The organism is Enterobacter sp. ECC_219_Taxon_10 (assembly GCF_058354905.1).
In genome coordinates, this window is record NZ_CM178005.1 from 2,624,856 (window position 1) to 2,649,404 (window position 24,549).

A 24,549-nucleotide genomic window follows, 5' to 3' on the forward strand; every position below is an offset into this window, starting at 1 on the left:
AAGCTCTTGGCTATCATGTTGAATTTCTTAAAAACCTCTCAACGTTCTGCTACATCACATAGAGGTTTTTGTTATTAAGCGCTTAATGAAAGGAAGCATGAATAAATATAAGTGGTGATACACAATCAGCAAGTTACTTGCCGAAAATTAACGCGTTGTATTTGTAATGAAAGGCACTACTCTTAGCTGTAAATCGGCTATGACAATTCGAAGATTGCGCAAGGGGGTTACCTTGATTCCTCAGCGTCTCCCCTCACGCTCACGTTTACTCTTTTGGCTTCCATAGCGATTACCCTCGTTGATTTTGACGCTCAGCCCCCAGTCGAAGGCCACCTCTTCAATCGTCGGGTAGAAGATGTCACGGATCTGCGGGTACGTCGGCGCGAAATGATGGCTGTAATTTCGACGCCGTTCTTGCCGACCTTTACGCCTGAATAGGCGAGTCTGGAAGCAGCCGGGAGTTTCCTTGTGTCAGCGAAGTAAGGCTGGCCAATGCCATCGCGGTTGCAGCGCGGGCATTCAGGATTTGGCTCTTTGTTGTGGTCGTAACCGTAACCACCAGAATCCTCTGGTTCACGTCTGTCACGTTCAATAGCCTCGAGTCTTTTCTCTTCGAACTCCACGGCATCACGCCACTGGTAGTGGTGACCGAAACCCCAGCAGTAACGACACGCACCGCGGCGATACTGCGAAAGCTGATTTGCATCGAAGGTGGCGAGTTGCCACATCTGCGCGAGGACCTCATCGGCACTGCCAAGCGTGCGCGCAATGGAGGCTTTCTGCTGCCGCGCAATGGCCTGGGCAACGTTAGGATTCGTTATAAGCTGACGACCGTAGTTTGGGTCACTATAACCAGCACGTGCAGCGGCAGCGGTGGCGTTGTTGTCCTTCAGGTACTCCGCGACAAATAAGCGCTGCTGAGCTGTAAGTCCATCATCATCCACCAGCTCATTTGCGCTTTTATCTTTCTGCGCAGTGCGCATTTTTTTCTGCGCAGGTTTTTGCGCAGTTTGCGCAGACGGTTTTTTGATATATCGACGGGCGGTAGCGTAATTCAGTCCCTGCGCTTCACACCATTCCTTTGGTGATACGCCGGTTGCGGCATGTTCGGACAGGAACCGTTGCTGAAGCTCGCCCCAGTCTGGTTTTGCCATGGTAAGAACCTATTGATGAACATGTTCCGCTTAGTGTTAGTCTTGCAACAATGTATACTGCTGAGCCGAAAAATATCTCAGCTAACAGATTATGAGGATGTTATGGGAATTTCGAAAATCTCCCTTTTCTCTTTGAATTTATGCTTATCTAAAAATGGAATAGTCATTGGATCAGGCACAGGTTTTTTCTATGAGCATGAGAAGGATTACTTCCTTATTACAAATTATCATGTATTTACAGGTAGAGAGCCCAAAAATCCAGAGTGCTTGCTAGAGGGTTATCCAGACTCACCTGATCGCATTTCTTTTGACATCCCTTACTTTGATGGGCAAGAGCATGGGGTTGCAGCCAACATTCATATAAACATCGATGAAGATTCTGTTTTCATTGAACACAAGGATAGAAATAAAGGCATTGACTTAGTTGCCCTAAAAATAGATATTCGCGAGAGTCAGCGGTGTGCCATCACAACTCAAAAAGATATTGAATTAGTGGATGACATTGCAGTAGATGTCACATCAAACTTATTCATTGTCGGATACCCGTGGGGGCAAAGTGTCTCACCAAATCTGCCAATATGGAAAAAGGGTACTATTGCAAGCGAGCCTCAGCTTATTTCTGAAGGAATTCAAAAAATTTACATCGATACATTCACCAACCCAGGCATGTCTGGCTCTCCTGTATTCGCAAGCGAAGATCGTGATGGTTATATTTACAATCCAAAATATGAGTCTTTATATAAAAAAAGTCTAACTGGTGACAAGGAAGCGATAACAAAAATTTCAGGCATTGAACCTGATTATATTAAACAGATAAGAAAATTTAAATATTTCAGATTGATGGGGATATACTCCGGTAGAATAACTTTTGCTTCAAAAGACCCTCAAATTGGTATTGTATGGCCATTACCTTTGTTAGAAGATTTATTAAGAAATGGGATTAAAACCCATCATCCTTACCCTCCAATTAAAACCACTTAATTGCGTGGATTTTATTATAACAAACTAAAACATCCTAACTGCTCGTGGTAGAAGGCTCATTCCTTTTGAATGGTTAGGGTAATTTAGTAGAAACTGTGTATCATTACCTTTTTTATGATTTTTTTGGAAGTTTACGTAGTCATTTACTAATAGTAATATCGCCATGCCTAGCATGGCTATTCATTGTGATGGCAATAAAAAACCGCCCGTAGGCGGTAATAGTTTACTTCTTTGCAATGAAACGATGAATTTTGTCGTTCATGAATAGGGCAAGCTGAGACTCGTCGAGTTTATATCCCTTGGATGATAATTTATGTGCAAGCATGATTATTTTCTCATCCCTCAAATCTTCTGTTCCTTCAAGTAAGTTTTCTTCTCCTGAGGGCATATATTTTTTGGTTGTTTTATATACAACCCTTTCCTTTTCGGTATCTGAGTACGATATCTCAAGGAAATATTCACTCTTTTGCATACCAGTGCACCCATTTGTGAGTGCGCCATAAATCACTTTTATTGATTCGTAAAGAGATAGTGACTTACTAGCAACCTCTTCTTTTACGACTTTATCCAAAACGATTACTAAGGATGACATGTCTAGCCCTCTTTTGCGGTCATCCTACTTGTATCGGATCAAAATTAGAAAAATTTAGGTTACACAGTCTATTGAAACAAATTATTTAGTTACTCTTTCAGTGCGTAGCAACTCAAAACGTCTTATCGCCGCCTTATCCAGATTGCACTGCCCCAGCGCCGTATAGAGCTGAGCGTTTAACTCCAGACTTGCCTGCCAAGTGAATGGCACGGCCATTCCTGGGATCGGAGTATCTGCAGTCAGGTCAGCGCTTATCGGCACTACCGGAGCCGGGACGTAGACTGTCTGCGTATTCCCGCAGGCTGTCAGCAGCGGCAGAAGGAACAAGTTGGTTAGCGCACGGATCGCCTTCAAGCGCCTGCCTGATGTAGACAATGCGAGTCTCGCCCTTTTGAGCCAGTTCGTTCTTTGCATTCTGGGTAGCCTGTGAGATGTCACGAATGAGGTTCATCGTGGTGATCACGTTGCTGGTGATCGCCTCCGATGTTTCTGCACGGACCGTCGCCTTATCGCGCTGGTCTTTGTAGATGATGGCGTTGCCACGGTAGTGGTTAATTGACCAAGCCATGGAACCCAGCAGACAAATTACGACAGCGCAAATGATTGGGGTTAATCGGCTCATTTCTGGCCCCACTCGCAAACTTCACGCTCAATCTCTCGGCGGGTTACCAGTCCCTTCCACTGCTTTCCACCGGCATACGTCCAGCGCTGCAGTTCTTTGCATGCACCCGGAACGTCGCCGGAATTTAATTTTTTCAGCAGCGTCGATCTGCTAAATGCTCCCGTTCCCACGTTATAGGTGAAGGAGTAAAGCGCGGCCCGAGTGGTTTCGGGAATATGGACTTTAATCAGCGGGTCGATAGCTGCAGCTACCTTGCGCAGGTCGGATTGAAGCAAAGCGTCACATTCTTTATCGGTGTATCTGTGACCGCGGCGAATGTCAGCGCCGGTGTGCCCATCGCAAACAGTCCAGACACCGACGACATCCTGATAAGCGTAATAACGACGCCCTTCAAGACCATCTGCATTACCCAGCATGACTGCTGCAATAGTTATTGCGCTGGATCCACCAACAATGACGCCCACCAGCTTATTTCTGAGTGTCGGGTTCATCTCGGCTCCTGCTGCGGCGGTTGTCTTCGCGGATTTTGAAATAGAGGTTTGTCAGGTACGTCATCACTGCAATGATGATACCCACCAGCACGCCGATAGCGTTCCACTGCTCGGGGCTATAGGCATTCAGCATACCGTTTAGGATGCTACCGGCTGAAGCGCCATATGCAGCACCTGTGGTTATTTTGTCCATGCGATACATGCTCTCACCTCGCGATGCTGCGGGTGTTGAATGTTTGAAGATGATTAGCCGTAATGACTAAAGCTGAGAGTGTGTTCTACCGATAATGATATGAACATTTAATCTGGGAAATTTTATGCAGACAGTATCTACTTACAAAGATCTTGCAAAAGCAATAGCCTGTGATTCAAACAAAATTGAAGTCACTGGTGATATCACCAAGGGAACGGTAAAAATCGTGGCCAGTGGCGCGGTTTCCTGGGCAATTGCTATCGGCGCAATCAGCATCGCATACGCTGCATTTGTTATGACGCCTGCGACGGGGGGAACTAGCTCAACTTTATCATTAATGTTTGCACCGGCAGCTGTTGCCAGCATTGGATTACCAGCAACTACCGCAGCAATTGCAATTGTAACTGGCGCAGGATCCTTAACGGCGATTAAAAACTTAAGGAAATATAAGGTTGAATCTCTTGAAGATGGTAAAGCTATTTTAGTTAAAAAATAGTTTCATGAGTTCCTAGCTGGTGTACAGAGTTGTTTTGAAGGTATAAAAAAAGCCCCACGGGGTTAACCGCAGGGCTTTAAACGAAGGCAATAACCCATCGTTAGAGCAAAATTACCACACATTCGGGAAAAGTAAATAGCTCACGATAAATTCACACCCTATTTTGTTATCTGCTTCAGCTGCGCATCAGCCCACGCCTCTTCGATATCAAACATGGTGATGAGCTGGTCGTAGAATGGCTTAACAGATTTCTTCCAGGTATCGAGGGTGATTGCATCCGTTATCTGGCACATCGCGGCGTAAGCCTCAGTTGATGGAATTCGCTCAAACCCCCGCCCACTGCAGCGCTTGCAATCAGCCAGAACCGGCACACCCTGCTGTTCAGTAAGAACCTGATTAACGGATTTCCCACGTCCATGGCAATCTTTACAGGCGCAACTTACAACCTTCTTACCCTTACACTGAGGGCATAGAACGCGCGCTACCTCCATGACCTGCCTGCGCACCTCATACTCAGAAGGTCGAATATCCTCCGCGCCCATGTGCAAAGACATCTTCACGAACTTCTTCTCTTTTGCCGGAGTGTGAGACTTCATGCTGAAAACCTCAGCGTCAATAAACCCTTCCCCATTGCAGCCATCGCACTGCTTCACGCTGGCGGCGCTGCGGGAATAGTCCTCGAACGCGAAGGTGGCCAGTTGATGCATCACCAGTGGCTTAACCCCGGCATCCAGTTTGCGCAGTGCAGCCACCCGATCGCACTTAGTCAGCGCATACTGTGCCAGCAGCTCGATCGCCCTCGCCCGATCGTTGTAACTGATGCCCATCTTCCCGAGAAATGCGCTGTATCCCATTGCTGCCCGTTCCTGCGTCATGCCCATAGCGGCCATGATATCCGTTCCGGTTAATGAGTCTGACGCAGTAGCACGCGGAGAGTCGCTAATCATTGTCGATTTGGCGAAGTGATATTTGAGGGTGTTTTCAAGTTTCATGCGGTCTCCAGCTCGGTGATGGTGAGTTCTAATTTCCCGCCCTTAATGACAGGCATTTTCATAACGCGATAGTCGACAACCTGGCAGTCATCCAGCCAGAATCCCGCCTTTGTTAAAGCGTCAAATGCAGCTTTCTGCAGATTATCCAGATCGCGGCGACGGCGGTCGGGCATGTGACATTCAATTCGGATTTTGAGTGGTGCGGCCGTGCGAATATTAAGCCGGGCGCTTCGAATGACACTGGCGACCGCATAGCGATACGCTACGCCATCAGCGCTAATGTGAGTGCGCCCGCGGTTGTGCCGGTAATACCGGTTATTGCTCGGCGGCCAGGGCAAAGTGATTTGATATGTCTTCACGTTCACCCCCACATCCGGTTTCGCCAGCGGCTGTCAGGGCGCGCTGGTGTATTTGAGGTCGGAAGGAATGCACTGACAGTCCATGTCACGTAATCCGGGTTAAGGCTACGCTCAACACGGACGCCGCGCGCTTTGTAACGCTTAACCAGATCGTCGGCCTGTTCGGTGCTGCAATCGGTGTGGTGGAACCAGGTCTTCTTCATTCCCGTCACCCCGCAAAGCTCATGAGTTGCGCAGCGGCATTCTCCGCCTCGCGCTGGTCCCTGAATGCTTTGGATAATATCCAGCGCCAGAGGACATCAAGCGCGGCCTTGTACAGCTGCTGGAACTCAATTTCGTCCATGTTGGCGAATGAAATACTGCGTGGGTGCTTCTGAAGTGTGCCATCCGGAAGTTTGATAGCGTCGTAATGCCCGGCCTGAATAATCACCCAGGCGCGGTAAGCATCGAAGGATTTGCACAGGCTAATGCCATTCGTGACGCGCCGGTAAGCAACCTGCTCAAGATACTGCTCAGCAGCATCGATCAGCGCACCCTCATTCCCGCCATATGAAGCAAGGAACTTGGCGTAGCCGGTGATCAGCTTCCGCTCGTTGCTAGATATAGCCCCGCCGGTTAGTTCCCAGTATTCAAAACCGAGATTGAGAAGCGCGAAAAAGCGCCGGTGAAATGCCGGGTTTCGTACCCGCCTGAACTCTGCAACAAGAACATCGCCGAGCCGGTTTTTTGATTGCAGGATATCGCTGGTCTCGGGCGTAGCCGGGATCAGTATTCCTGAGTGGTGTTTGATAAGTTGTAATTCTAGCGCCATGGTTCTCTCCGTGGCGCATCAGGTCAACGGGTGTTCAGTCCGTCGGATTTATGATATCAGAGGGCTCCGTGATTCGGTAGCCAAGGCGGCGAAGAAAGCGGGTTCCGGAGGATATATTGAAAATCCCTTCATCCTCCAACAACGGTCGGCAAGAAACAATTCCATTTCGAGTATAAAGAAGACAACGACTTTGGAGTGGAACTGAGCCAATAAGCATGCCATCCGATCTTCTTACTATATCGTACCAGTCGCCCTGTTCTTGAAGTTTGTTCACAACCTCCTCCCTTCTTTGTTCACTGTGAAACCAACCTTCCGGCAGTGTTAAACCCTCATATAGCGTCAAGATATTGATGCCAAAAAATGCAAATGAGAATGCCGAAAAGAAGCTTCGTCTATGTTGTAGAGTCTAAACATACAACAAAATACTGTATATATAAACAGCGCCTTGCAAGATGGAAGGGCTTGGTTAAGAGATTACATCATTCAAACTAGTTGGTTTTTTATTCATCTGATGGTAGTGAGTCATCAATAAGGAGCTTAAGTTTGGAAGGAGGATCTGGGTGACAGTTTCGAAGAGTAACTATTTAAATCTGTAAAAAGACTTAAGGCGAAGACATGCCTTACGTATTAAGCATACTGGCACTTGTCAAATATTACTGACTTTTATGTCACTTACGAGTGAAAGAATTGCCTTGCAATAGACAACAAGAGTCATGAAATTAATTAATTTAACTCCTAATAATAACACCCATTATTTTATCTATTTATAGCTCATCAGTAATAAGTATGTTTAATCATTAAATATTCAAACAAATTAAATTAAACTATCAACTCATAAAATTCACATTTTATATCAAAAATTAACATAAAATCGCAATAAACTCCCTTATATCAAGAATATATTTATGTTAATCAAATCCTGAGGATGAGAGAGAGAACGGAAGTTAATTTGCAATGAAAAAAAATAAATAGAAATACTCGGCAATTGGATTTAATATCCAAGCCGACATTGTAATGGAATACTTGCTTGAGTCTTTTAGATCTCCCTGCAAGGAGAGAAGTAAAGCGGAAGTCTCAGCCAAGTCTATCAACTTTAAGTGTCTTTATCGAGGCTGCAACCCCGATAAAGACTATGTAAAGCATGCTTTTAGTAAGGCTGCAACCTTCTAAAGGCTTGATCAAACTCATTTAACTAACTGTTTACAGCGTTTGGAATTCTACCAATCATCATGAAAAAATCAATTCTTTCATTCGTAATTGCAAGCGTGATCGCACCGATTGCAACTAGTACTAATGCGGACACGGGCTCTTACATCACTACACCCGTTAATGTAAGCAATGCCCAGAGCAATTCACACAAAGCCATCGCAGAAATGAATCACTGGCGGAATGTCTATAATTCTGCGCCGGAAAGCGAACGTTCATATGCGGCATCTAAGCTTGATGCTGCCACCAGAGCAGCACAAACGGCAGTGATGGCTGAGAAGATTGCAATTAAAGATTGGCTGCATCCTCAGGCAGGATCGGAATCCGCATCTATTCATGATGATTCTTGGAAATACGCAGGGGAAATTCCAGCTAAATTTCAGAATGAAAATCCTGAACATAAAGCACCTTCAAATACCGTTGTAGCCTCTGTTCCTAAAGTACAAATTAATATAACTAGCCAGACGCCTGAGCAGAAATCACCTACTTCAATTACTCCAGAGATTTCTCCATCGGCTTCCCCTTCCCCGATGCCCAGCGCAGTACCAACACAACGTGCACCACATGCTAAGCCCGTTGCAGTGCCAGCACCTGTTGTAAAAATTGATACAGGCGCACCCTCAAATTACGCACCTTACGCAATTCCACAAGCCATCCCCACAGCAGGAGCTTACCAGGTTTCTCCGACTGAAATCACCGCTGTAGCTAAACCTGCAGCTATACCGTCGAAAGTCGAAGAAGAACAGATTCCATCTCAGATTAAGCCATTAGCGACTCCTGCAGCGGTACCTTCTAAACCTGCAGAACAGGCGGTGCCGGTTGCCGCACCTCAGGCCATCCCGGCTGCAGTTCCAAACGCGCCAGTTGTGACCGCTACTGTCACACCAAACCGCGCGCCGATCGCGACTCCTGCAGCGGTACCTTCTAAACCTGCAGAACAGGCGGTGCCGGTTGCCGCACCACAGGCCATCCCGGCTGCAGTTCCAAACGCGCCAGTTGTGACCGCTACTGTCACACCAAACCGCGCGCCGATCGCGACTCCTGCAGCGGTACCTTCTAAACCTGTAGAACAGGCGGTGCCGGTTGCCGCACCACAGGCCATCCCGGCTGCAGTTCCAAACGCGCCAGTTGTGACCGCTACTGTCACACCAAACCGCGCGCCGATCGTGACTCCTGCAGCGGTACCTTCTAAACCTGCAGAACAGGCGGTGCCGGTTGCCGCACCACAGGCCATCCCGGCTGCAGTTCCAAACGCGCCAGTTGTGACCGCTACTGTCACACCAAACCGCGCGCCGATCGCGACTCCTGCAGCGGTACCTTCTAAACCTGCAGAACAGGCGGTGCCGGTAGATTCAGTTAATGCGCATACGGATAACTGGAAATATAACAATGAAACGCCAGCAAAGTTTCATAATGAAGTAGCGGCAAAATATCAGAATGAAGTTGCTGCAACTAACCGCATGGCTAACACTTCAGGCCACGCTAAATATGCAGTCCCGGTAATCGTTGATGCTAGCGTGACAGGCAATAACGGCACCTTCATTGTTGAAGGACAAAATGGGGTAACTTACGATCTCGACGGACTCAAAGTGCAGTCAGAACATGCTTATACAAACACTTTGACGTTGAGTAACCAACTTACTCAAGAAAAACAAGATCGCACCGACGCTGAATCTCAAATCACTTCTGATTTGCAAGATGAAGGAAAAACTCGCGCTGATGCAGATGTCCAACTTCAGAAAGAAATTGATGTTAAGGCTGACGCAGCACAAGTTAATCAACTTGCAATCACATCTCATGCTTACGACTTGGCAGTTGAAGGCAAAGCAGATGCAAACACAAAAGACATTGCAGTGAACAGAGCAGCGATAGCTCAGAAAGCAGATACTTCCACCGTATCTGCCATAGAGACAAAAGTAGCTACTAACGCCAAGGACCTCTCTACCGAATCTCAGCGTGCAACAAAGGCTGAAACGGCTAACGAAGCAAACATATCTTTAAACGCTGGAGCTATAAGTAATAACACCGCAAAAATTGATAATGTTTCAAACGACGTAAATCGTAACGCTCTGTTAGAAGATACGCACTTCAAGACACTGCAAACAGCTATCAGCCAGAAAGTCGATACAGGTACATACCAGCAACGGGCTGCAGATGTAGATCAACGCATCGCGGAACGGAAAGCAGCACAGGAAAAAACCGATAAAGTAGTTGCCAGCCATACCGCTGAACTCTCTGACCACGAAGCGCGAATTAGCGATCTCGAGTCGAAGAATCAAACTAACTTCGGTAAGTTGAAAAACCAAGTCGAGAGCAACCGTAAACGCGCCTCCGCAGGCATTGCTGGCGTTGCAGCAATAGCAACTATCCCGCAGGTCTTAGAGTCACAGAGTTTCAACCTTGGCGCTGGTGTTGGTAACACAGACAATGAAAGTGCACTGGCAGTTGGTTTTTCTGCTCGAGTTTCGCGATCAACCGTTATTAAGGCAGCCGTTTCAAACGATACTCAGCATAACTTTGTAATAGGTGCTGGTGTAGCTTATGGTTGGTAACCGAGACAAACTTATATTATCTAATGGTATCCATAAGTCGTGAATATCTCCCCCCTTTCTAAAGGGGGGTACTTATGTACATCAGTCAGGTTCTTCTTGTTCAGAATTATCATTGACTTACAGTTAAAGGGTATATTATGAATGATGCTCAGCCTTTTCCTGGTGTCCCATGTATTACCTATGGCATGCAAAATATGCTGCATACAGATGCAATGTTCGACAACAATAATGTGTTGATACCTCGCCCAGCTTCATTTTGGCTTGAATATTCAAATGCCGAAAAGATGCTCTTCGGACAAACCCACAACATATACTTATTTCCTACTAATGAGTTGATAACGGAACTTGAACAAATCATCGATGGACGATCAGCTATAGAGATTTGCGCTGGTAACGGAGGAATTTCAGGAGCACTTGGAATACCTGGAACTGATAGTAAAAACCTAAACGATACCAATGAAAATTGCTCAAGTTTCGCTTTTGGCTCGCATGTTGAAAAATGTGAGGCTTCATTAGCCGTGGCAAAATATAAACCTAAGGTTGTAATTGGTGCGTGGGTAGACCATCTATATGACCCTAAGCGTCATGATTTAGGAGGTAATACTGTGGGTGTAGACGAACATCATATAATCTCAGAAGTCGATGAATATATATTAATAGGGAACACGTCAGTTCACCGCAAATCACCTCTTCTGGAGGATCTGCATAGCTGTCAAATTAAAACGCACCGAATCATGACCTACTTTGTAGGAACCGAAATGCTTCAGAGTCGTTCCCGCTGCGGTCTTAACTTTATGTTGCGATTGACCCGAAAATGAATCATAAACTTGAAAATTATCTCAAGGTGGCAGTATGTGTAGTAACTACATTAATGTTTATGGCTCTTTTAGCATCACTGGCGTGTGTATATGCGACCCCATAAACACAATTTTAAAAATCACAGTCCTAATATCTATAGAAGTCACAACTAGCATTCAGCGACGCATTAAAAAATTCTTTAGCTATTACATAGTGATTTAAGCTCTTAAAATTGAAATGCCTACTTAGTTTATTAAATTTAAGGAATTATAAGTGAAATCGGCAACCAAAATTGCACTAGCAACATTTGCTCTTACAGTCGTTGGATGTAAATCCACCACAGAAAGAATTTACGAATGTGAAGCTCAGGGCATAAGCCGTGACGCTTGCTACACCGCAGAACAAAATCGTCAAGCTACCTTGAATGCTGCGGCACAGAAACAGGCTTACGAAAATGCAAGTGCCGCTGTAAACACCGATACAACACATAAACATCATCAAAGAGGTTATTAATAAATGAAGAAGATTTTAATTGTTACTTTTCTCTTAACGACAACCATCACGCAAGCACATGCTATATCTGAAGCCTACCGACGACAGTTGCAAAAAGAACATAAAACACAACTGAGTGATATTGCTGCACCTCAGAATGTTGAGGCGTATAAGCCTGGCAAATTAAAACCAATACATGTAAATAAAAATGGAATTGACTTCAAACGTTCAGCTGATGGTTTTGCATATCTCGATGGTGTTTTAATGGCTAAGGATGAAGATAACTCTGACGCTACTGCCTATAGCTCTGGTCTTTACACTGTGATTGTATATAAAAAGAGTGGGAAAATTAACGCTATTGAGGATGGAAAAAATATAATAAAATTAAAATGGCGTAATTCTATCAAAAATAACATTAACACTCTTAAACTCTTTAAATCAACATTCACCAGTATTACTTTACAATCATTGCAAGATTTAGCGCCAGTCAGTTTGTATATAACTTACTGGCTGGCGCTAAGGCCATATGGGTCTTCAATGATTGAATGAAAAAACTCATTAAAATGTACTGAGTAAAAAAAAAGAATATAACTTAAAAGCACACTATTTTAAAACAACACTTCTTCTAAGATTTAAAAAGTAGTACAGCTCATTCCACCATTTATTGTAGGTGTACAGTTAGTGGTAACCGGGCGATTTGCTGCGTCTATGGCAGCTTGCTGAGCTTGTTGTTGTTGTATTGTTTGGTTTGCTTGATTCAATCCAACCTGCATAGCCCCCATATCGCGAGCTGCATAACATGCGTCATAGTCCCCATCATCACACATTGCAGCTACTTGACCGACTGTTTTGAAAGCATAACGACTATGCCACATCGAGCGGGTATCACTAGTACAACCAGCCAGAAAAGTGACAGCTACCACCATCATTAAGATTTTCACTTTATGTTTGCCTCATTGAAATTAAACACTTAAGAATACGTTTTAAAATATAATTGATTTTGACGTTATGTTTTATGATGCAAAACATGATTAATAAAGTTTCGCATTAGGATATGTACCAATTTTATGAGTACCACTCATCCTCCTCTGAATAGTTAAAATCTTATGCATTGACAAAGCACGCTGCAATTTCTTGCTCTATAAAAACCCTAGAGTGGGTAGTGTTATGATTGCTCGAGGTAGTGCCTACCAAAGCTATGGTACTGGTGTCGATCAAGCTAGCAACATAATCTCTCATTTAATCAGCCTCAACATTTACGCTAACTTCAGCCCGTTTACTTTGACCTATAGGATCTCAACCACTTCAAACTCTTCTGCGATCAACTCCATCTCTTGAGAAAAATGACCTTCGCGGGTGAAAAATCTCTGATGCTCTTTCTGCCAGTATTCAAGGCTTAAATCCCCTTCACCTTCTTTGCGGGCGAACGCCTCAGTCACATCACAAAAACGCACCAGTCGCAATGAAACCAGTCTGATCACGCAGACCGGAACATTCTGGCCATCAAGAATAATGTTATAACTCCCAATCCTCAGGGGAGAATCCTCTTCCTGGAAAGAGGCAAAAGATCCGGAAGAGGCCGTTTTGATCCCTTTTTTGACCAGGTCCGCAAGCTCGCTAGCGAGTTCCGGGCTGTCACCCATTTGCCAGGCATCTGCAACTGGATACTTCATTTTTAATTCCTCAACCTCAACCATTGAAATCCCTTCTTTATCGTCGATGAAAAACAAAATTTATACATTTTTTTAGCATGACTGTATCGACATTTTCAGTGATGCCTTCCTTTAGATAGTGTGATCCGCTTATCGCTCAAAGCGGACCATTTCATCCCTGTGCCCTTCCACCAGCCTTCATGCGCTCATATCTTGCTTTCAAAAGCTCCACTAGTGTCGGCCCCTTTGGCGATACTGGCGCCCCCCAGCGCCCGACAAGCAAGCGTGTTTGAACGCTCAGTGCCAGTGGCGGACAGTCGCAAAGTAAAGGTATGTTGCTCTGAATACTAGCCAGAAATGAAACCCGTTAAGATTGGCAAATGAGCAGACGACCATCCTGAAGTTAACAGAGGTGAAAGTTCAGCGCGTTCATTCGCAACTCGAATGTGAAGGGCGTTTTATCGAAAGACGCTTTCTGAAACTTCCAGGGGACATCCCCATTATGGTGCTAAAGGCGCGCCTGAACGCTGTTTCATCGCCGTACCCGCATGCACTTGCGATCTGAGAAATAGTTTTCCCCGGGCTTTCCAGTAGCACGGATGCCGTTTCAATACGAACCCGGGTAATGAAGTCTTTCGGGCTTTCCTGGACGAGCATTTTCATTTTACGGTTCAGTGTCCGGGTCGTCATATTCAGAGCTGCAGCAAGTTGCTCAACCGTCATGGCAGGATTCTGATAACGAAGCAGGTTTTCTGCTTTAGTCAAAAGAGGATGTCTTGAATTGAGAAAACCTGCGGGCGCATAAATTTGCTGTGACAGAGGCTGGCTGTCAGCAACGGCCATGTCAGCTGTTAACTTTGCCAGCTCATTACCTGCATGTTTGCGAACGAGGTATATGACCAGATCGACCCATGAGAGTGGTCCGCCTGCAGTGACCACATTGTCCTGTTCGGCCAGGTTTTTTCCCCATACAGGTTTTGCCAGTGGATAGCGTTCAGCGAAAGTGGGATATAACCACCACGTTGTGGTACAGACCCGTCCGTTGAGTAAACCCGCTTCTCCCAGTACAAAACCGCCTGCACAGGCTGAGGCAATACAGCTTCCCTCTGAATACTTCACTTTCAGCCACTCGGCCGCATTTGATACAGCGGCTCTTTCAGCGGGAAATCTATGCTCATCCAGCTGCATACCGCTGGCAATAATCACCTCAAAGGTATCAGGTTCACTAAATGCGCCATCACTTTCAATACTGCGTCCCTGAACATCCCTGACCGGCTGACCATCAGCGGTAATCGTCCTGACGTCGAATAAAGGAACATCTCTGGATATCTCAGGATTTACCATAGGGTTCATCCTGACCACCTGATTCGCCAGCCAGAACATATCAGCCAGCCCCGCAAGCGCCGAACGCATGCTGCCCGGAAGAGCAAGTAACGCAACGCGCATGTTTAACCCCGTCATGAAGAATGTCTGATTTCGCATGTTACCTGTCATTAATGACACTTCATACCCTTTGTCTGGGTGATTACACTGCCTGAAATTGAACACCGCAGGAACAATACAGGCATGTGGATGAGAAATGTTATGTCACGCGCGCTGATAAAAGGAGCATTTGCCTTGTGTCTTTTATTCATGAATAGCCCGTTGCTTATGGCACAGGAAGGGGGGATAAAAAATATCGTGCTGGTTCACGGTGCCTTTGCTGACGGCTCGTGCTGGTCAGCCGTCATCTCCCTGTTGCAGGAGAGGGGATTCCACGTTACGGCTGTTCAGAATCCTCTGACGTCATTACGAGACGATGTAACTGCAACTGAGCGTGTGCTTGAGCGTCAGAAGGGTAACGTTCTGCTCGTGGGGCATTCATGGGCAGGAGCCGTGATCACTCAGGCTGGCAATGCGAGCAACGTCAGGGGGCTGGTCTATTTATCCGCTCTGGTTCCTGACAGCAATCAATCCGTATCTGACGCACTGGCGCGATTTCATGCCCCCATGACAGGGATGGAAGCCGATAAGAACGGCCTTATCTGGCTTGATGAGCCAGAGTTGTTTCACCAGGTTATGGCCAATGAGATAAGCATCAAAAAGAGCCTGCGACTCGCTGCTGTGCAGCAGCCTATCGCCGCTACCGCCTTTCAGGAAAAAGTGAAGGAAGCCGCCTGGCGAAAGAAACCTTCCTGGTATCTCCTCACAGGAAACGACAACGCGCTGAATCCGTCAGTACAGGCCGGTTTTGCCCATGAGGCCGGGGCGCACATCACGCGGATTCACTCAGACCATATGTCCATGATTTCTCATCCCGAAGAGGTTGCCGCATTGATTGTAAAGGCGGCGCAGAGCATCCACTGATCCGTACATACCAGGAAAATAGGCAATGAAAATTCTCCATCTTGATTCCAGCATCAACCATGAGTTTTCAGTAACCCGCCAGTTGTCGGCTGAAATAGTGAGGCAACTGGTAGCAACCGGTCAGGAGCATCAACTGACTTATCGGGATCTTGTGAAAGACGAAATCAGTCATCTGACCGGGGAGATTGCTTCAGGATTCAGGTCTGTTTCGGGACGGCCGATTGCTACAGCCCTTCTGGCGTCTGAGCAGCAAGTATCAGACGCTCTGGTCTCGGAGTTTCTGGAAAGCGAGATGATTGTTCTCGGCGCGCCAATGTACAACTTTTCTGTGTCCAGCCAGTTGAAGGCCTGGATGGACAGAATTGCTCAGCCAGGGAAAACCTTCAGCTATACCCCAACGGGGCCCGTGGGCCTTGCGGGGGGCAAAAAAGTCATCATCGCCTCAGCGCGGGGCGGTTTTTATGCCGGTACGGGGCTGGAAGATATGGACTTTCAGGAGAAGTTCTTGCGCAAGTTTCTGGGCTTCCTGGGCATCTCGTGTGTTGAATTTGTCCGTGCTGAAGGCGTGTCGAAAGGTGAGGACGTAAAGCTGAGAGAAATTTCCCGTGCTTTGTCCTTAATTCCACAAGTCATTAATGCGATTTCTGCCGCTAAGGAATGAACCATGCTTTACGCCGTAACGCTGACTTACCTGACACAACCCGATGCAATTTCTGCTCATCTTGACGCACATAAGCAATGGCTGGTCAGGGGTTTTGAAGAAGGCAAAATCCTTTTTGCAGGCCCCCTCAGCAATCATGCCGGCGGCTACATACTTTTTAAAGGAGACAATACAAGTGAAATTCAACACTGTCTTCAGGATGACCCCTTCATCATACATAACATTGCCGATGCAGAAATAATGGGCATTGAACCAGTGCTATGTGCGCAGGGATTCCCTGAGAAATGGGCTGAGAAAGCCCGTTTCATTTGACTATAAATCGCTGTAAAGCGCCCTGCATCCTGTGAAATGACTCCATTACAGTTATTTAGTGGGCGCTTTCACTTATTATTTTAATGTCTGCTTCTCGCTCAAAGCGGACCATTTCATCCCTCTGCCCTTCCACCAGCCTTCATGCGCTCATATTTTGCTTTCAAAAGCTCCACTGGTGTCGGCCCCTTTGGCGATACAGGCGCCCCCAACGCCCGTCGAACGGGCGGAATCGGCTTCCCGGCCAGGACCCGCTTCTCCCACATATCGAGAATGTCACTGGCCTCACGCTCAAGCTCTTTATGGCTCAGTTGGCCATCAGTTCCGCGGCGGCGCAGCTCAATGCAGATGTGGTAAAAAACCGGTTTTGGCCACGGATACTGCTCACTACTCGGATACCGGAACACCAGTTTGCGCCACTTCCAGTATTCAGCCATCACGTTAGCGGTGGTGATCCCCAGTACGCTGCGCCCTTCCCTGCACCACTTGATGAACTGGCCTGGCGAAGGCAGGAACGGGCGATCCTGGCGACGCACCATGCGCATGCCGGCTTCAACCTGCTCCAAGGTGGTGATCCCGTTTTCTTTGAAGGCCAGCACCCACTGGCGGCGGATCTCATTCACCTCTTCCTGGCTGCGATTAACCAGGCTTGCCGGGAACGACCGTTAAAGTCGAAACTACCGTTGACAATGTCCCGCTTGAAAACCGCACTCCAGCGGTCCGTTTTGCCGTCCACCTGACCAGCGACAAATACCAATCACATATCACTAAAGAGCAGCAGCTGGCTGCAAGCGAAATGTCACTGGATGAAGGCAACACCTATCTCCAAAACCTGCTGCTGGCGAAGAACGACATCCCTGAAGTTGCCGAACTAAGCCTGAACGCTGAGTGGAAACTGGTTCAGGCTATTAAGCAGGTCTGCGCGCCAGATGAAACGCACGAAGCTGAAGTGATCGCTGCATTCATGGCTGACTGGGCGAGAGCAGATGCCGGCGACCGCAATCAGGTAGTCGAGGACTGGAGAGGAGGAAAACTAACTCTTCTCAAATCAGAAAGCACCAGCGACGCCGACGTTACAACCAATCAGGCGCTAGAACCTGATAACGGTATCTGGTTTATGTACCGGGGAAAGCGTTGCCGAGAAATTCTAAAAGGTTGGATCAACACCCCGGCGAACATCAAAAAAGCCGGAAATCTTCGGGCTGTGATCGTTAGCGAGATCAACCTTGGAGAGTTTGATTACAACCAGCGCTTTCCTTCATCATCAAGAGCAAAAAAAACCGTAACCACTGTTTCAGTTCAAACCTTTTCAGAGCTGTGTGAACTGTGGACGAGCATTAAAGAAACCGAAATTAGCGCGAATACGATGCGTAAGACGCGCTCACAACTCGGTACGTTAATGCACATCATTAACGGAGATACGCCTGTTTCAACTATACGCCACAGCGACATTCTTAAATACAGGAAGGAGTTGTTGAACGGTGAGACACTTTACCTGACAAATCCCAGAAGCAACAAACAGGGACGCACTGTGCGTACCGTGAACAACTATATATCGCTTCTGTGCTCCCTGCTTCGGTTTGCACACAAATCTGGCTTTATCAGTGGCAAGCCCTTTGAAGGGATCAAGAAACTACACAAAGGGAAGGTAAAACCGGATCCTTTAACGAAGCAGGAGTTTAGTTTGCTTGCGGAATCCGAGCGTGGCCAAAGCCTCAATATGTGGACGTTCGCAGTTTATACTGGTGTCCGTCATGGGGAGCTTGCAGCTCTTGCCTGGGAAGATATCGACTGGGAAAAAGGTACGGCTCATATACAGCGCAACCTTAATGCGCTAGGAATGTTCGTCCCACCAAAAACCGATGCAGGTGATCGAGTTATCACGCTATTAGAGCCAGCACTAGAGGCCTTGAAGGCACAGCGTACGCTGTCTTCGTTACAGCCCAAAACCGAGATTGTTTTTCATCACCGTGAGTATGGTTCGATGGAATATCAAAACCTGCGATTCGTTTTCATACCCCGGATGCGCAAGGGAGAACAGAAAGCCTACTACTCTTTATCGAGCATAGGTGCGAGATTCAACGCAGCTGTAAAACGTGCTGGTATTCGCCGCCGGAATCCGTACCATACGCGGCATACTTTTGCCTGCTGGCTTTTATCTGCCGGCGCTAACCCGTCTTTCATAGCCAGCCAGATGGGGCATGAAAACGCGCAAATGGTCTATGAAGTCTACGGTGCGTGGATTGAAGAAATGAATGGCGAACAGGTGCTGATGCTTAACGATAAGCTCGCACGCTGAAAAACTTTTGCCCCTATTATGCCCCTATTGGCTCCGAAGGTAGTAATAAATGCAAGAAAATCAATCAAATACAAAGAAAGAGCAATACAACCTGAACAAACTGCAAAAGCGCCTGCGCCGTAACGTGGGCGAAGCCATTGCAGACTTCAACATGATTGAAGAAGGCGACCGCATCATGGTTTGCCTGTCAGGGGGTAAAGACAGCTACACCATGCTGGAGATCCTGCGTAATCTTCAGCAAAGCGCGCCGGTGAATTTTTCTCTGGTGGCGGTCAACCTTGACCAGAAACAGCCGGGCTTCCCGGAGCACATTCTGCCGGAATATCTGGAACAGCTGGGCGTTGAGTACAAAATCGTCGAAGAAAATACCTACGGCATCGTGAAAGAGAAGATCCCGGAAGGGAAAACCACCTGCTCGCTTTGTTCCCGTCTGCGCCGCGGCATTCTCTATCGTACCGCGACGGAGCTGGGCGCGACCAAAATCGCGTTGGGCCATCACCGCGACGATATCCTGCAAACGCTGTTCCTGAACATGTTCTACGGCGGCAAGATGAAAGGCATGCCGCCTAAGTTGATGAGCGATGACGGCAAGCACATTGTGATCCGCCCACTTGCCTACTGCCGTGAAAAAGACATTGAGCGTTTTTCTCAGGCGAAAGGGTTCCCGATCATTCCATGCAACCTGTGCGGCTCTCAGCCGAACCTGCAGCGTCAGGTGATTGGCGACATGCTGCGCGACTGGGATAAGCGTTATCCGGGGCGCATCGAAACCATGTTCAGCGCGATGCAGAACGTGGTTCCTTCCCACCTCGCGGATGTAGAGCTGTTCGACTTCAAAGGTATCAACCACGGATCGGAGGTGGTGAATGGCGGCGATCTGGCGTTTGACCGGGAAGAGATCCCCATGCAGCCTGCGGGCTGGCAGCCGGAAGACGATGACAATCAGTTCGAAGAGTTACGTCTGAACGTGCTTGAAGTGAAATAAGCGACTAGCGTCTCAGAAAGGTCTTCTGAGACGCTTTATGCCTTATTTCAGCAGACGCACGCGGCAGGTTTTACCTTTAATCTTGCCGTTTTGCAGCTGCTTCCACGCCTTATGGGCCACCGCCTGGCGAACAGCCACATAAACATGTGCCGGATGCACCGCAATCTTCCCGATGTCCGCCCCGTCCAGACCCACATCGCCGGTCAGCGCACCTAACACATCTCCCGGACGCATCTTGGCCTTTTTGCCGCCATCAATGCACAGCGTCGCCATTTCGGCCTCCAGCGGCACGAGCCTGACGCTGCCCGGCGCGTTCACCCAGTTCAGCGTGATCTGGAGCATTTCAGCAAGAATATTGGCACGCTGCGCCTCTTCCGGGGCACAGAAGCTAATGGCCAGGCCGCTGTTCCCGGCGCGTGCCGTACGGCCAATACGGTGGACGTGCACTTCGGGATCCCATGCCAGCTCATAGTTAACTACCAGCTCAAGGGATTTGATATCCAGGCCGCGCGCAGCCACGTCGGTCGCCACCAGAACACGGGCGCTACCGTTGGCGAAACGCACCAGCGTCTGATCGCGATCGCGCTGTTCCAGATCGCCATGCAGCGACAGCGCGCTCTGCCCCGCCGCATTGAGGGCGTCACAGACGGCCTGACAGTCTTTTTTGGTATTACAGAACACCACGCATGACGCAGGCTGGTGCTGGCTCAGCAGTTTTTGCAGGAGCGGGATTTTCCCCTGCTGCGACGTTTCAAAGAACTGCTGTTCGATGGCTGGCAGGGCATCGACGCTGTCAATCTCGATGGTGAGCGGGTTTTTCTGCACGCGACCGCTAATCGCGGCGATGGCATCCGGCCAGGTCGCAGAGAACAGCAGCGTCTGACGATCGGCTGGTGCGAAGCGGATCACCTCATCAATGGCATCGCTGAAGCCCATATCCAGCATTCTATCCGCCTCGTCCATCACCAGTGTGCTTAAGGCATCCAGCGAGACGGTGCCTTTTTGCAGGTGATCCAGCAGGCGGCCTGGCGTCGCGACAATAATGTGCGGCGCGTGCTGGAGCGAATCGCGCTGCGCGCCGAACGGCTGCCCACCGCAGAGGGTTAATATCTTGGTATTGGGCATAAAGCGTGCCAGGCGGCGCAGTTCACCCGCGACCTGGTCTGCCAGCTCTCGCGTCGGGCACAGGATCAGTGACTGGGTCTGAAACAGCGACGCGTCAATATGCTGCAGCAGGCCAAGACCGAAAGCGGCCGTTTTCCCACTGCCCGTTTTCGCCTGTACGCGCACGTCACGGCCTTCGAGGATAGCAGGCAGCGCGGCCGCCTGAACAGGCGTCATCGTGAGGTATCCCAACTCGTTGAGGTTGTCGAGCTGGGCGGCAGGCAGAACATTCAGGGTAGAAAAAGCGGTCACAATAGTCTCTCGTGGTCATCTTTACGGTCAGATGGCGCGTATCCTCGCAGATCTCGGGGTTCGATGCGACAATTTAATCGGTTCTTCGTCCGGCGGCGGATCTGGCATCGGCTGCGGACGCGGAATGGGATCGGGCATCGGCACGGGATCGGTGGGGACAGGATCGGACTGACGCGAGTGTTGCAGTAGCAGAGCGAGTAAAATGCTCATCTTTCCCTCCAGGATTTGCTGTCGTCCCTTTTAGGGTAGACGCTGAGAAACAGGAGGCAAAAAAAAGCCGACTATAAAGTCGGCGTCGTACGAATCAATTGTGCTATGCAGTAATTCAAAAAAGGAAGTAAGACAATATGGAGCGCAACGCCCATCGCTTGACGTTGCATTCACCTGCGGGAGTAATATTGCACCTTACGGGGTAAATGTTTATTGACTTCGCTCAATTAAAAGAGCGTTTTAATCCCCGTAAAAGGTGAAAAAAACGTAAATTTACAGCCATTTACTACGATGCAACCACCATGCAACACCTCCAATCAAAACAACTAACATGACGCAAAACGCGGTGAAGCCGTACCGATATTCCCCGCCGGGTATACCGCCCAAATTGACGCCAAAAAGCCCTGTCAGAAATGTGCTCGGTAAAAAGACCATCGCCATCAGGGACATCGTATAGGTCCTTCTCGCCAGCGACTCCTGCATCACCTGGGCGATTTCATCCGCCATCACCGCCGTTCGGGCGATGCAGGAATCGATCTCATCCAGCCCGCGTCCCAGCCTGTCAGCAATGTCCTGCATTCGGCGGCGCTGATCGTCATTCATCCAGCCAAGTCTTTCACTGGCCAGACGAGCATACACATCCCGTTGTGGCGTCATATATCGACGCATCACGATCAGCTGCTTGCGCAATAGCGCCAGAAAGCCGCGCGGGGGGATCTGCTGATCGAGCAGATTATCTTCCAGGTCGATGATTTTATCGTGCAGCTCTTCAATAAATTCGCTCGCATGATCGGTCAGAGCGTCGCAGACGTCCACCAGCCAGCTGCCGCAGTCGACCGGTCCGGTCCCCTCTTTGAGGTCGTTCACAATGTCGTCCAGCGCCAGAACTTTACGCTGGCGGGTGGAAACAATCAGCCCGTCGTCCATATAGACGCGCATCGCAACCAGCTGATCGGGACGTTCATCCGTGCTGCCGTTTATACAGCGCAGGGTGATAAGCGTTCCGTCCCCCATCCTGCTTACGCGGGGCCGCAGGCTTTCACCCGCCAGCGCATCACGTACGTTGTTAGGCAGCAGCGGAGTCGAGGCCAGCCAGTCAGCGCTGTCCGGGTGGGTATAGTTCAGATGTAGCCAGCAGGGATGCTCTTTATCAATGACATCATCATCTTCCAGCGGTCGCGCACCGCCGCGACCGTCCAGCACCCACGCAAAAACTGCGTCAGGAACGTTAAGTTCAGATCCTTTAATGCTCTCCACAGTGCCTCCCCTGTTTGGCTCTTTCGATGTCAGTCTAGCTTCCATCAGGGGTTAAGCAACAACTATGTCTCGCATCGCGCTGAAATCGCTCAGGAATTGTACACACTGTATTTCGAGAATAGAAAAGCCCGGCATGCCAGGCTTCGGAAAGATGTCAGAGTGAGTGCCCGGGGCGCTGAAGGAACGAGACAGTATCGGTCACGGGTGACGGGGAGTGTCCCTGGTCCAGCCTGAAATTTCGTGTCCGCGTCTGCAGTTCGATCACCTGATTACGCAGCACATCAGAGGAACCGTTGAGCTCCTCCGCCATCGCAACGTTGCTCTGCGTGACCCGCTCCAGTTCGGACAGCGCCAGCGTGATCTGGGAAATGCCCTTCTCCTGCTCTGCGGTCGAGGTAGAAATCTCGTCCATTAACCGGCTGACGTTGCCGGATCCGGTCACGATGTCATGCATATTCTTCTCCGCTTCCGACACAACGCTGGCGCCCTGGGTGACATTACTGCTGGTAACGTCAATCAGCGTTTTGATATTTTTCGCCGCCTCCGCACTGCGGTGCGCCAAATTTCGTACTTCCTCTGCAACAACGGAGAACCCTTTACCATGATCGCCTGCCCGCGCAGCCTCGACGGCCGCGTTAAGCGCCAGAATATTCGTCTGGAATGCAATGCCGTCGATCAGCGAGATAATTTCCGTCATCTGCTGCGCGCATTCGGTAATGGATTGCATATTGCTGGCAACCTGTTCCATCAGCTCTCCTCCCTTGCGCGCCTGCACCGTCGCGGCATTCGCCTGCTCGCTCGCCAGCCTGGTGTTATCGGCATTGTTTCGGGTACTTGCTGCCATCTGCTCCATACTTGCCGCAGTTTGCACCAGAGATGCAGACTGCTGCTCTGTTTTCACCGAGAGCTGAGCACTGCGTGAAGAGAGCTGATCCGACAAGGTCATGGCGTTTTGTGATGAAGCCCTGATCTCACGCACCAGCGTAGCAATGTTGCTGGAAAGACTATTAATCCCGGGAATTAACCGCCCCGCGCAGTTATTGCCAAACTCGGGGATAGAGACGCCTAAGTTGCCTGCGGTCACTTCTTCAATACTTTTTTTCACAGTATTGATCGGCGTCACAAGAAACTTCGTCATATAACTCCAGAGCAAAAATAACGCAACGAAATTGACCACATTAATCGAAACGAAAAGAGAAAGATTGCTGGAAAATAGAACAACGATACCTGTATTCACAAAAAAAAGGCACAGCAGGAACCAGGCAATGAAGGTCCTGACACTAATATTTCTTAGCATGATTTTACCCACAACTTATATTTTGGTCGGCATTAAGACTTATAGCATTCACTTTTGCGTTTGTCCTCACAAAATACGCTGGCTTCTCGTTTCGCCGTTACCCACCCAGTATTTAACTTAAGTCAGACAAAAAAGGCGTTTTAGCAGAAATGTTCTGTTCAGCATGCTGCGTTGCTGGTCCAGAGCCCCCTGAAGCGATACCATCACCTGCGGTAAAATCGGCCATTTGCACACATATTTAAGACGCTTTGCTACAATTGTTCGACTATGTTTAGCAGTGCTTAATGTTCAATAAAAAAGAATATATTTTATATTACGAGTAAGTTTGGCATTTATATGACTGGTCATTTTTCACGATAAATAACTAATATGGTTTGA

Annotated in this window: 28 protein-coding genes and 2 pseudogenes; 12 read left to right on the forward strand and 18 right to left on the reverse strand. The window is 48.4% G+C overall.

Annotated features, from left to right (window positions below; all coding sequences use genetic code 11):
- Positions 1-311: 311 nt before the first annotated feature.
- Positions 312-1,154, reverse strand: coding sequence for a terminase small subunit (locus AC4ICF_RS12515; protein WP_316379247.1), 843 nt, complete (start codon positions 1,152-1,154; stop codon positions 312-314).
- Between the two features lie 15 nt (positions 1,155-1,169).
- Here AC4ICF_RS12515 and AC4ICF_RS12520 point away from each other — a divergent pair, with 15 nt between their 5' ends.
- Positions 1,170-2,135, forward strand: a complete 966-nt coding sequence (locus tag AC4ICF_RS12520; RefSeq protein WP_316379248.1) for a S1 family peptidase — start codon at positions 1,170-1,172, stop codon at positions 2,133-2,135.
- Positions 2,136-2,358: 223 nt separating this feature from the next.
- Here the strand turns inward: AC4ICF_RS12520 and AC4ICF_RS12525 are convergent, their stop codons facing one another.
- The 5 genes from AC4ICF_RS12525 to AC4ICF_RS12545 all read right to left on the reverse strand — a co-directional run bounded on the left by AC4ICF_RS12525 (position 2,359) and on the right by AC4ICF_RS12545 (position 4,042).
- On the reverse strand, positions 2,359-2,727 hold the full coding sequence (locus tag AC4ICF_RS12525) for a hypothetical protein (protein WP_316379249.1): 369 nt from the start codon (positions 2,725-2,727) through the stop codon (positions 2,359-2,361).
- Between the two features lie 81 nt (positions 2,728-2,808).
- A complete protein-coding gene (gene lysC, locus AC4ICF_RS12530; RefSeq protein ID WP_420291326.1) occupies positions 2,809-2,988 on the reverse strand; it encodes an Rz1-like lysis system protein LysC in 180 nt (59 codons plus the stop codon).
- On the reverse strand, positions 2,972-3,349 hold the full coding sequence (locus AC4ICF_RS12535; protein WP_316379250.1) for a DUF2570 family protein: 378 nt from the start codon (positions 3,347-3,349) through the stop codon (positions 2,972-2,974). The genes lysC and AC4ICF_RS12535 overlap by 17 nt, the downstream gene beginning before the upstream one ends.
- Positions 3,346-3,840 carry a lysozyme gene (locus AC4ICF_RS12540; RefSeq protein WP_316379251.1) on the reverse strand — a complete coding sequence of 165 codons (495 nt, stop codon included), beginning with the start codon at positions 3,838-3,840 and terminating at the stop codon, positions 3,346-3,348. The genes AC4ICF_RS12535 and AC4ICF_RS12540 overlap by 4 nt, the downstream gene beginning before the upstream one ends.
- Entirely contained in the window at positions 3,818-4,042 is a 225-nt protein-coding gene (locus tag AC4ICF_RS12545) for a class II holin family protein (protein ID WP_248229714.1), read from the reverse strand. The genes AC4ICF_RS12540 and AC4ICF_RS12545 overlap by 23 nt, the downstream gene beginning before the upstream one ends.
- Positions 4,043-4,157: 115 nt before the next feature.
- Here AC4ICF_RS12545 and AC4ICF_RS12550 point away from each other — a divergent pair, with 115 nt between their 5' ends.
- Positions 4,158-4,529 carry a hypothetical protein gene (locus tag AC4ICF_RS12550; RefSeq protein ID WP_196352171.1) on the forward strand — a complete coding sequence of 124 codons (372 nt, stop codon included), beginning with the start codon at positions 4,158-4,160 and terminating at the stop codon, positions 4,527-4,529.
- A 158-nt stretch (positions 4,530-4,687) separates the two neighbouring features.
- Here AC4ICF_RS12550 and AC4ICF_RS12555 read toward each other — a convergent pair whose 3' ends face one another.
- The 4 genes from AC4ICF_RS12555 to AC4ICF_RS12570 are packed head-to-tail and all read right to left on the reverse strand — an operon-like array spanning position 4,688 to position 6,691.
- Positions 4,688-5,521, reverse strand: coding sequence for an antitermination protein Q (locus tag AC4ICF_RS12555; protein ID WP_316379253.1), 834 nt, complete (start codon positions 5,519-5,521; stop codon positions 4,688-4,690).
- Positions 5,518-5,880, reverse strand: coding sequence for a crossover junction endodeoxyribonuclease RusA (gene rusA, locus AC4ICF_RS12560; protein WP_248039431.1), 363 nt, complete (start codon positions 5,878-5,880; stop codon positions 5,518-5,520). The genes AC4ICF_RS12555 and rusA overlap by 4 nt, the downstream gene beginning before the upstream one ends.
- Before the next feature lie 2 nt (positions 5,881-5,882).
- Positions 5,883-6,083, reverse strand: a complete 201-nt coding sequence (locus AC4ICF_RS12565; RefSeq protein WP_316379254.1) for a hypothetical protein — start codon at positions 6,081-6,083, stop codon at positions 5,883-5,885.
- A gap of 5 nt (positions 6,084-6,088) precedes the next feature.
- Positions 6,089-6,691: a DUF1367 family protein gene (locus AC4ICF_RS12570; protein ID WP_316379255.1), complete on the reverse strand. Its 603-nt coding sequence runs from the start codon at positions 6,689-6,691 to the stop codon at positions 6,089-6,091.
- A gap of 1,229 nt (positions 6,692-7,920) precedes the next feature.
- On the opposite strand from AC4ICF_RS12570, the gene AC4ICF_RS12575 reads away from it, so the two are divergent.
- The 4 genes from AC4ICF_RS12575 (at position 7,921) to AC4ICF_RS12590 (ending at position 12,288) form a co-directional block, all read left to right on the forward strand.
- Complete coding sequence (locus tag AC4ICF_RS12575) at positions 7,921-10,449, forward strand: YadA-like family protein (RefSeq protein ID WP_491466089.1); 2,529 nt, start codon at positions 7,921-7,923, stop codon at positions 10,447-10,449.
- A 137-nt stretch (positions 10,450-10,586) separates the two neighbouring features.
- Complete coding sequence (locus tag AC4ICF_RS12580; RefSeq protein WP_316379257.1) at positions 10,587-11,267, forward strand: hypothetical protein; 681 nt, start codon at positions 10,587-10,589, stop codon at positions 11,265-11,267.
- A gap of 253 nt (positions 11,268-11,520) precedes the next feature.
- Positions 11,521-11,760 carry a hypothetical protein gene (locus AC4ICF_RS12585; protein WP_237766822.1) on the forward strand — a complete coding sequence of 80 codons (240 nt, stop codon included), beginning with the start codon at positions 11,521-11,523 and terminating at the stop codon, positions 11,758-11,760.
- A 3-nt stretch (positions 11,761-11,763) separates the two neighbouring features.
- Positions 11,764-12,288: a hypothetical protein gene (locus tag AC4ICF_RS12590; RefSeq protein ID WP_491466090.1), complete on the forward strand. Its 525-nt coding sequence runs from the start codon at positions 11,764-11,766 to the stop codon at positions 12,286-12,288.
- An 83-nt stretch (positions 12,289-12,371) separates the two neighbouring features.
- Here the strand turns inward: AC4ICF_RS12590 and AC4ICF_RS12595 are convergent, their stop codons facing one another.
- The 3 genes from AC4ICF_RS12595 to AC4ICF_RS12605 all read right to left on the reverse strand — a co-directional run bounded on the left by AC4ICF_RS12595 (position 12,372) and on the right by AC4ICF_RS12605 (position 14,885).
- Positions 12,372-12,668, reverse strand: a complete 297-nt coding sequence (locus tag AC4ICF_RS12595; RefSeq protein WP_316379259.1) for a hypothetical protein — start codon at positions 12,666-12,668, stop codon at positions 12,372-12,374.
- A gap of 357 nt (positions 12,669-13,025) precedes the next feature.
- A complete protein-coding gene (locus AC4ICF_RS12600; RefSeq protein ID WP_316379260.1) occupies positions 13,026-13,436 on the reverse strand; it encodes an ASCH domain-containing protein in 411 nt (136 codons plus the stop codon).
- A 384-nt stretch (positions 13,437-13,820) separates the two neighbouring features.
- On the reverse strand, positions 13,821-14,885 hold the full coding sequence (locus tag AC4ICF_RS12605) for a GlxA family transcriptional regulator (RefSeq protein ID WP_316379311.1): 1,065 nt from the start codon (positions 14,883-14,885) through the stop codon (positions 13,821-13,823).
- 72 nt (positions 14,886-14,957) lie between these two features.
- On the opposite strand from AC4ICF_RS12605, the gene AC4ICF_RS12610 reads away from it, so the two are divergent.
- Genes AC4ICF_RS12610 through AC4ICF_RS12620 form a run of 3 tightly spaced genes read left to right on the forward strand, consistent with a single transcriptional unit; the run spans position 14,958 to position 16,710 of the window.
- Positions 14,958-15,737, forward strand: coding sequence for an alpha/beta hydrolase (locus AC4ICF_RS12610; RefSeq protein WP_214597747.1), 780 nt, complete (start codon positions 14,958-14,960; stop codon positions 15,735-15,737).
- 25 nt (positions 15,738-15,762) lie between these two features.
- The gene (locus AC4ICF_RS12615; RefSeq protein ID WP_214597746.1) at positions 15,763-16,398 is read left to right on the forward strand and encodes an FMN-dependent NADH-azoreductase; all 636 of its coding nucleotides are present in this window, start codon (positions 15,763-15,765) and stop codon (positions 16,396-16,398) included.
- Positions 16,399-16,401: 3 nt separating this feature from the next.
- Entirely contained in the window at positions 16,402-16,710 is a 309-nt protein-coding gene (locus AC4ICF_RS12620) for a YciI family protein (protein WP_214597745.1), read from the forward strand.
- A gap of 113 nt (positions 16,711-16,823) precedes the next feature.
- Here AC4ICF_RS12620 and AC4ICF_RS12625 read toward each other — a convergent pair.
- Positions 16,824-17,369, reverse strand: a pseudogene (locus AC4ICF_RS12625) (replication protein P); the annotation flags it as partial.
- Between AC4ICF_RS12625 and AC4ICF_RS12630 the strand changes: the two are divergent.
- The 3 genes and pseudogenes from AC4ICF_RS12630 to ttcA form a co-directional block, all read left to right on the forward strand.
- Positions 17,357-17,530, forward strand: a pseudogene (locus AC4ICF_RS12630) (RecE family exodeoxyribonuclease); the annotation flags it as partial. The pseudogenes AC4ICF_RS12625 and AC4ICF_RS12630 sit on opposite strands and share 13 nt — an antisense overlap.
- Positions 17,531-17,824: 294 nt before the next feature.
- Positions 17,825-19,006: a tyrosine-type recombinase/integrase gene (locus tag AC4ICF_RS12635; protein ID WP_439209815.1), complete on the forward strand. Its 1,182-nt coding sequence runs from the start codon at positions 17,825-17,827 to the stop codon at positions 19,004-19,006.
- A 49-nt stretch (positions 19,007-19,055) separates the two neighbouring features.
- Complete coding sequence (gene ttcA, locus AC4ICF_RS12640) at positions 19,056-19,991, forward strand: tRNA 2-thiocytidine(32) synthetase TtcA (protein ID WP_045260636.1); 936 nt, start codon at positions 19,056-19,058, stop codon at positions 19,989-19,991.
- A 42-nt stretch (positions 19,992-20,033) separates the two neighbouring features.
- On the opposite strand, the gene dbpA is transcribed toward ttcA, so the two are convergent.
- The 4 genes from dbpA to AC4ICF_RS12660 all read right to left on the reverse strand — a co-directional run bounded on the left by dbpA (position 20,034) and on the right by AC4ICF_RS12660 (position 24,171).
- Positions 20,034-21,407 (reverse strand): ATP-dependent RNA helicase DbpA, encoded by a 1,374-nt coding sequence (gene dbpA / locus AC4ICF_RS12645; RefSeq protein ID WP_316379262.1) that lies wholly within the window; start codon positions 21,405-21,407, stop codon positions 20,034-20,036.
- Between the two features lie 27 nt (positions 21,408-21,434).
- On the reverse strand, positions 21,435-21,617 hold the full coding sequence (gene ynaL, locus AC4ICF_RS12650) for a proline-rich small protein YnaL (protein WP_071888254.1): 183 nt from the start codon (positions 21,615-21,617) through the stop codon (positions 21,435-21,437).
- A 273-nt stretch (positions 21,618-21,890) separates the two neighbouring features.
- The gene (zntB, locus tag AC4ICF_RS12655) at positions 21,891-22,874 is read right to left on the reverse strand and encodes a zinc transporter ZntB (RefSeq protein ID WP_116339581.1); all 984 of its coding nucleotides are present in this window, start codon (positions 22,872-22,874) and stop codon (positions 21,891-21,893) included.
- Between the two features lie 154 nt (positions 22,875-23,028).
- Entirely contained in the window at positions 23,029-24,171 is a 1,143-nt protein-coding gene (locus tag AC4ICF_RS12660; RefSeq protein WP_316379263.1) for a methyl-accepting chemotaxis protein, read from the reverse strand.
- Between the last annotated feature and the right edge of the window lie 378 nt (positions 24,172-24,549).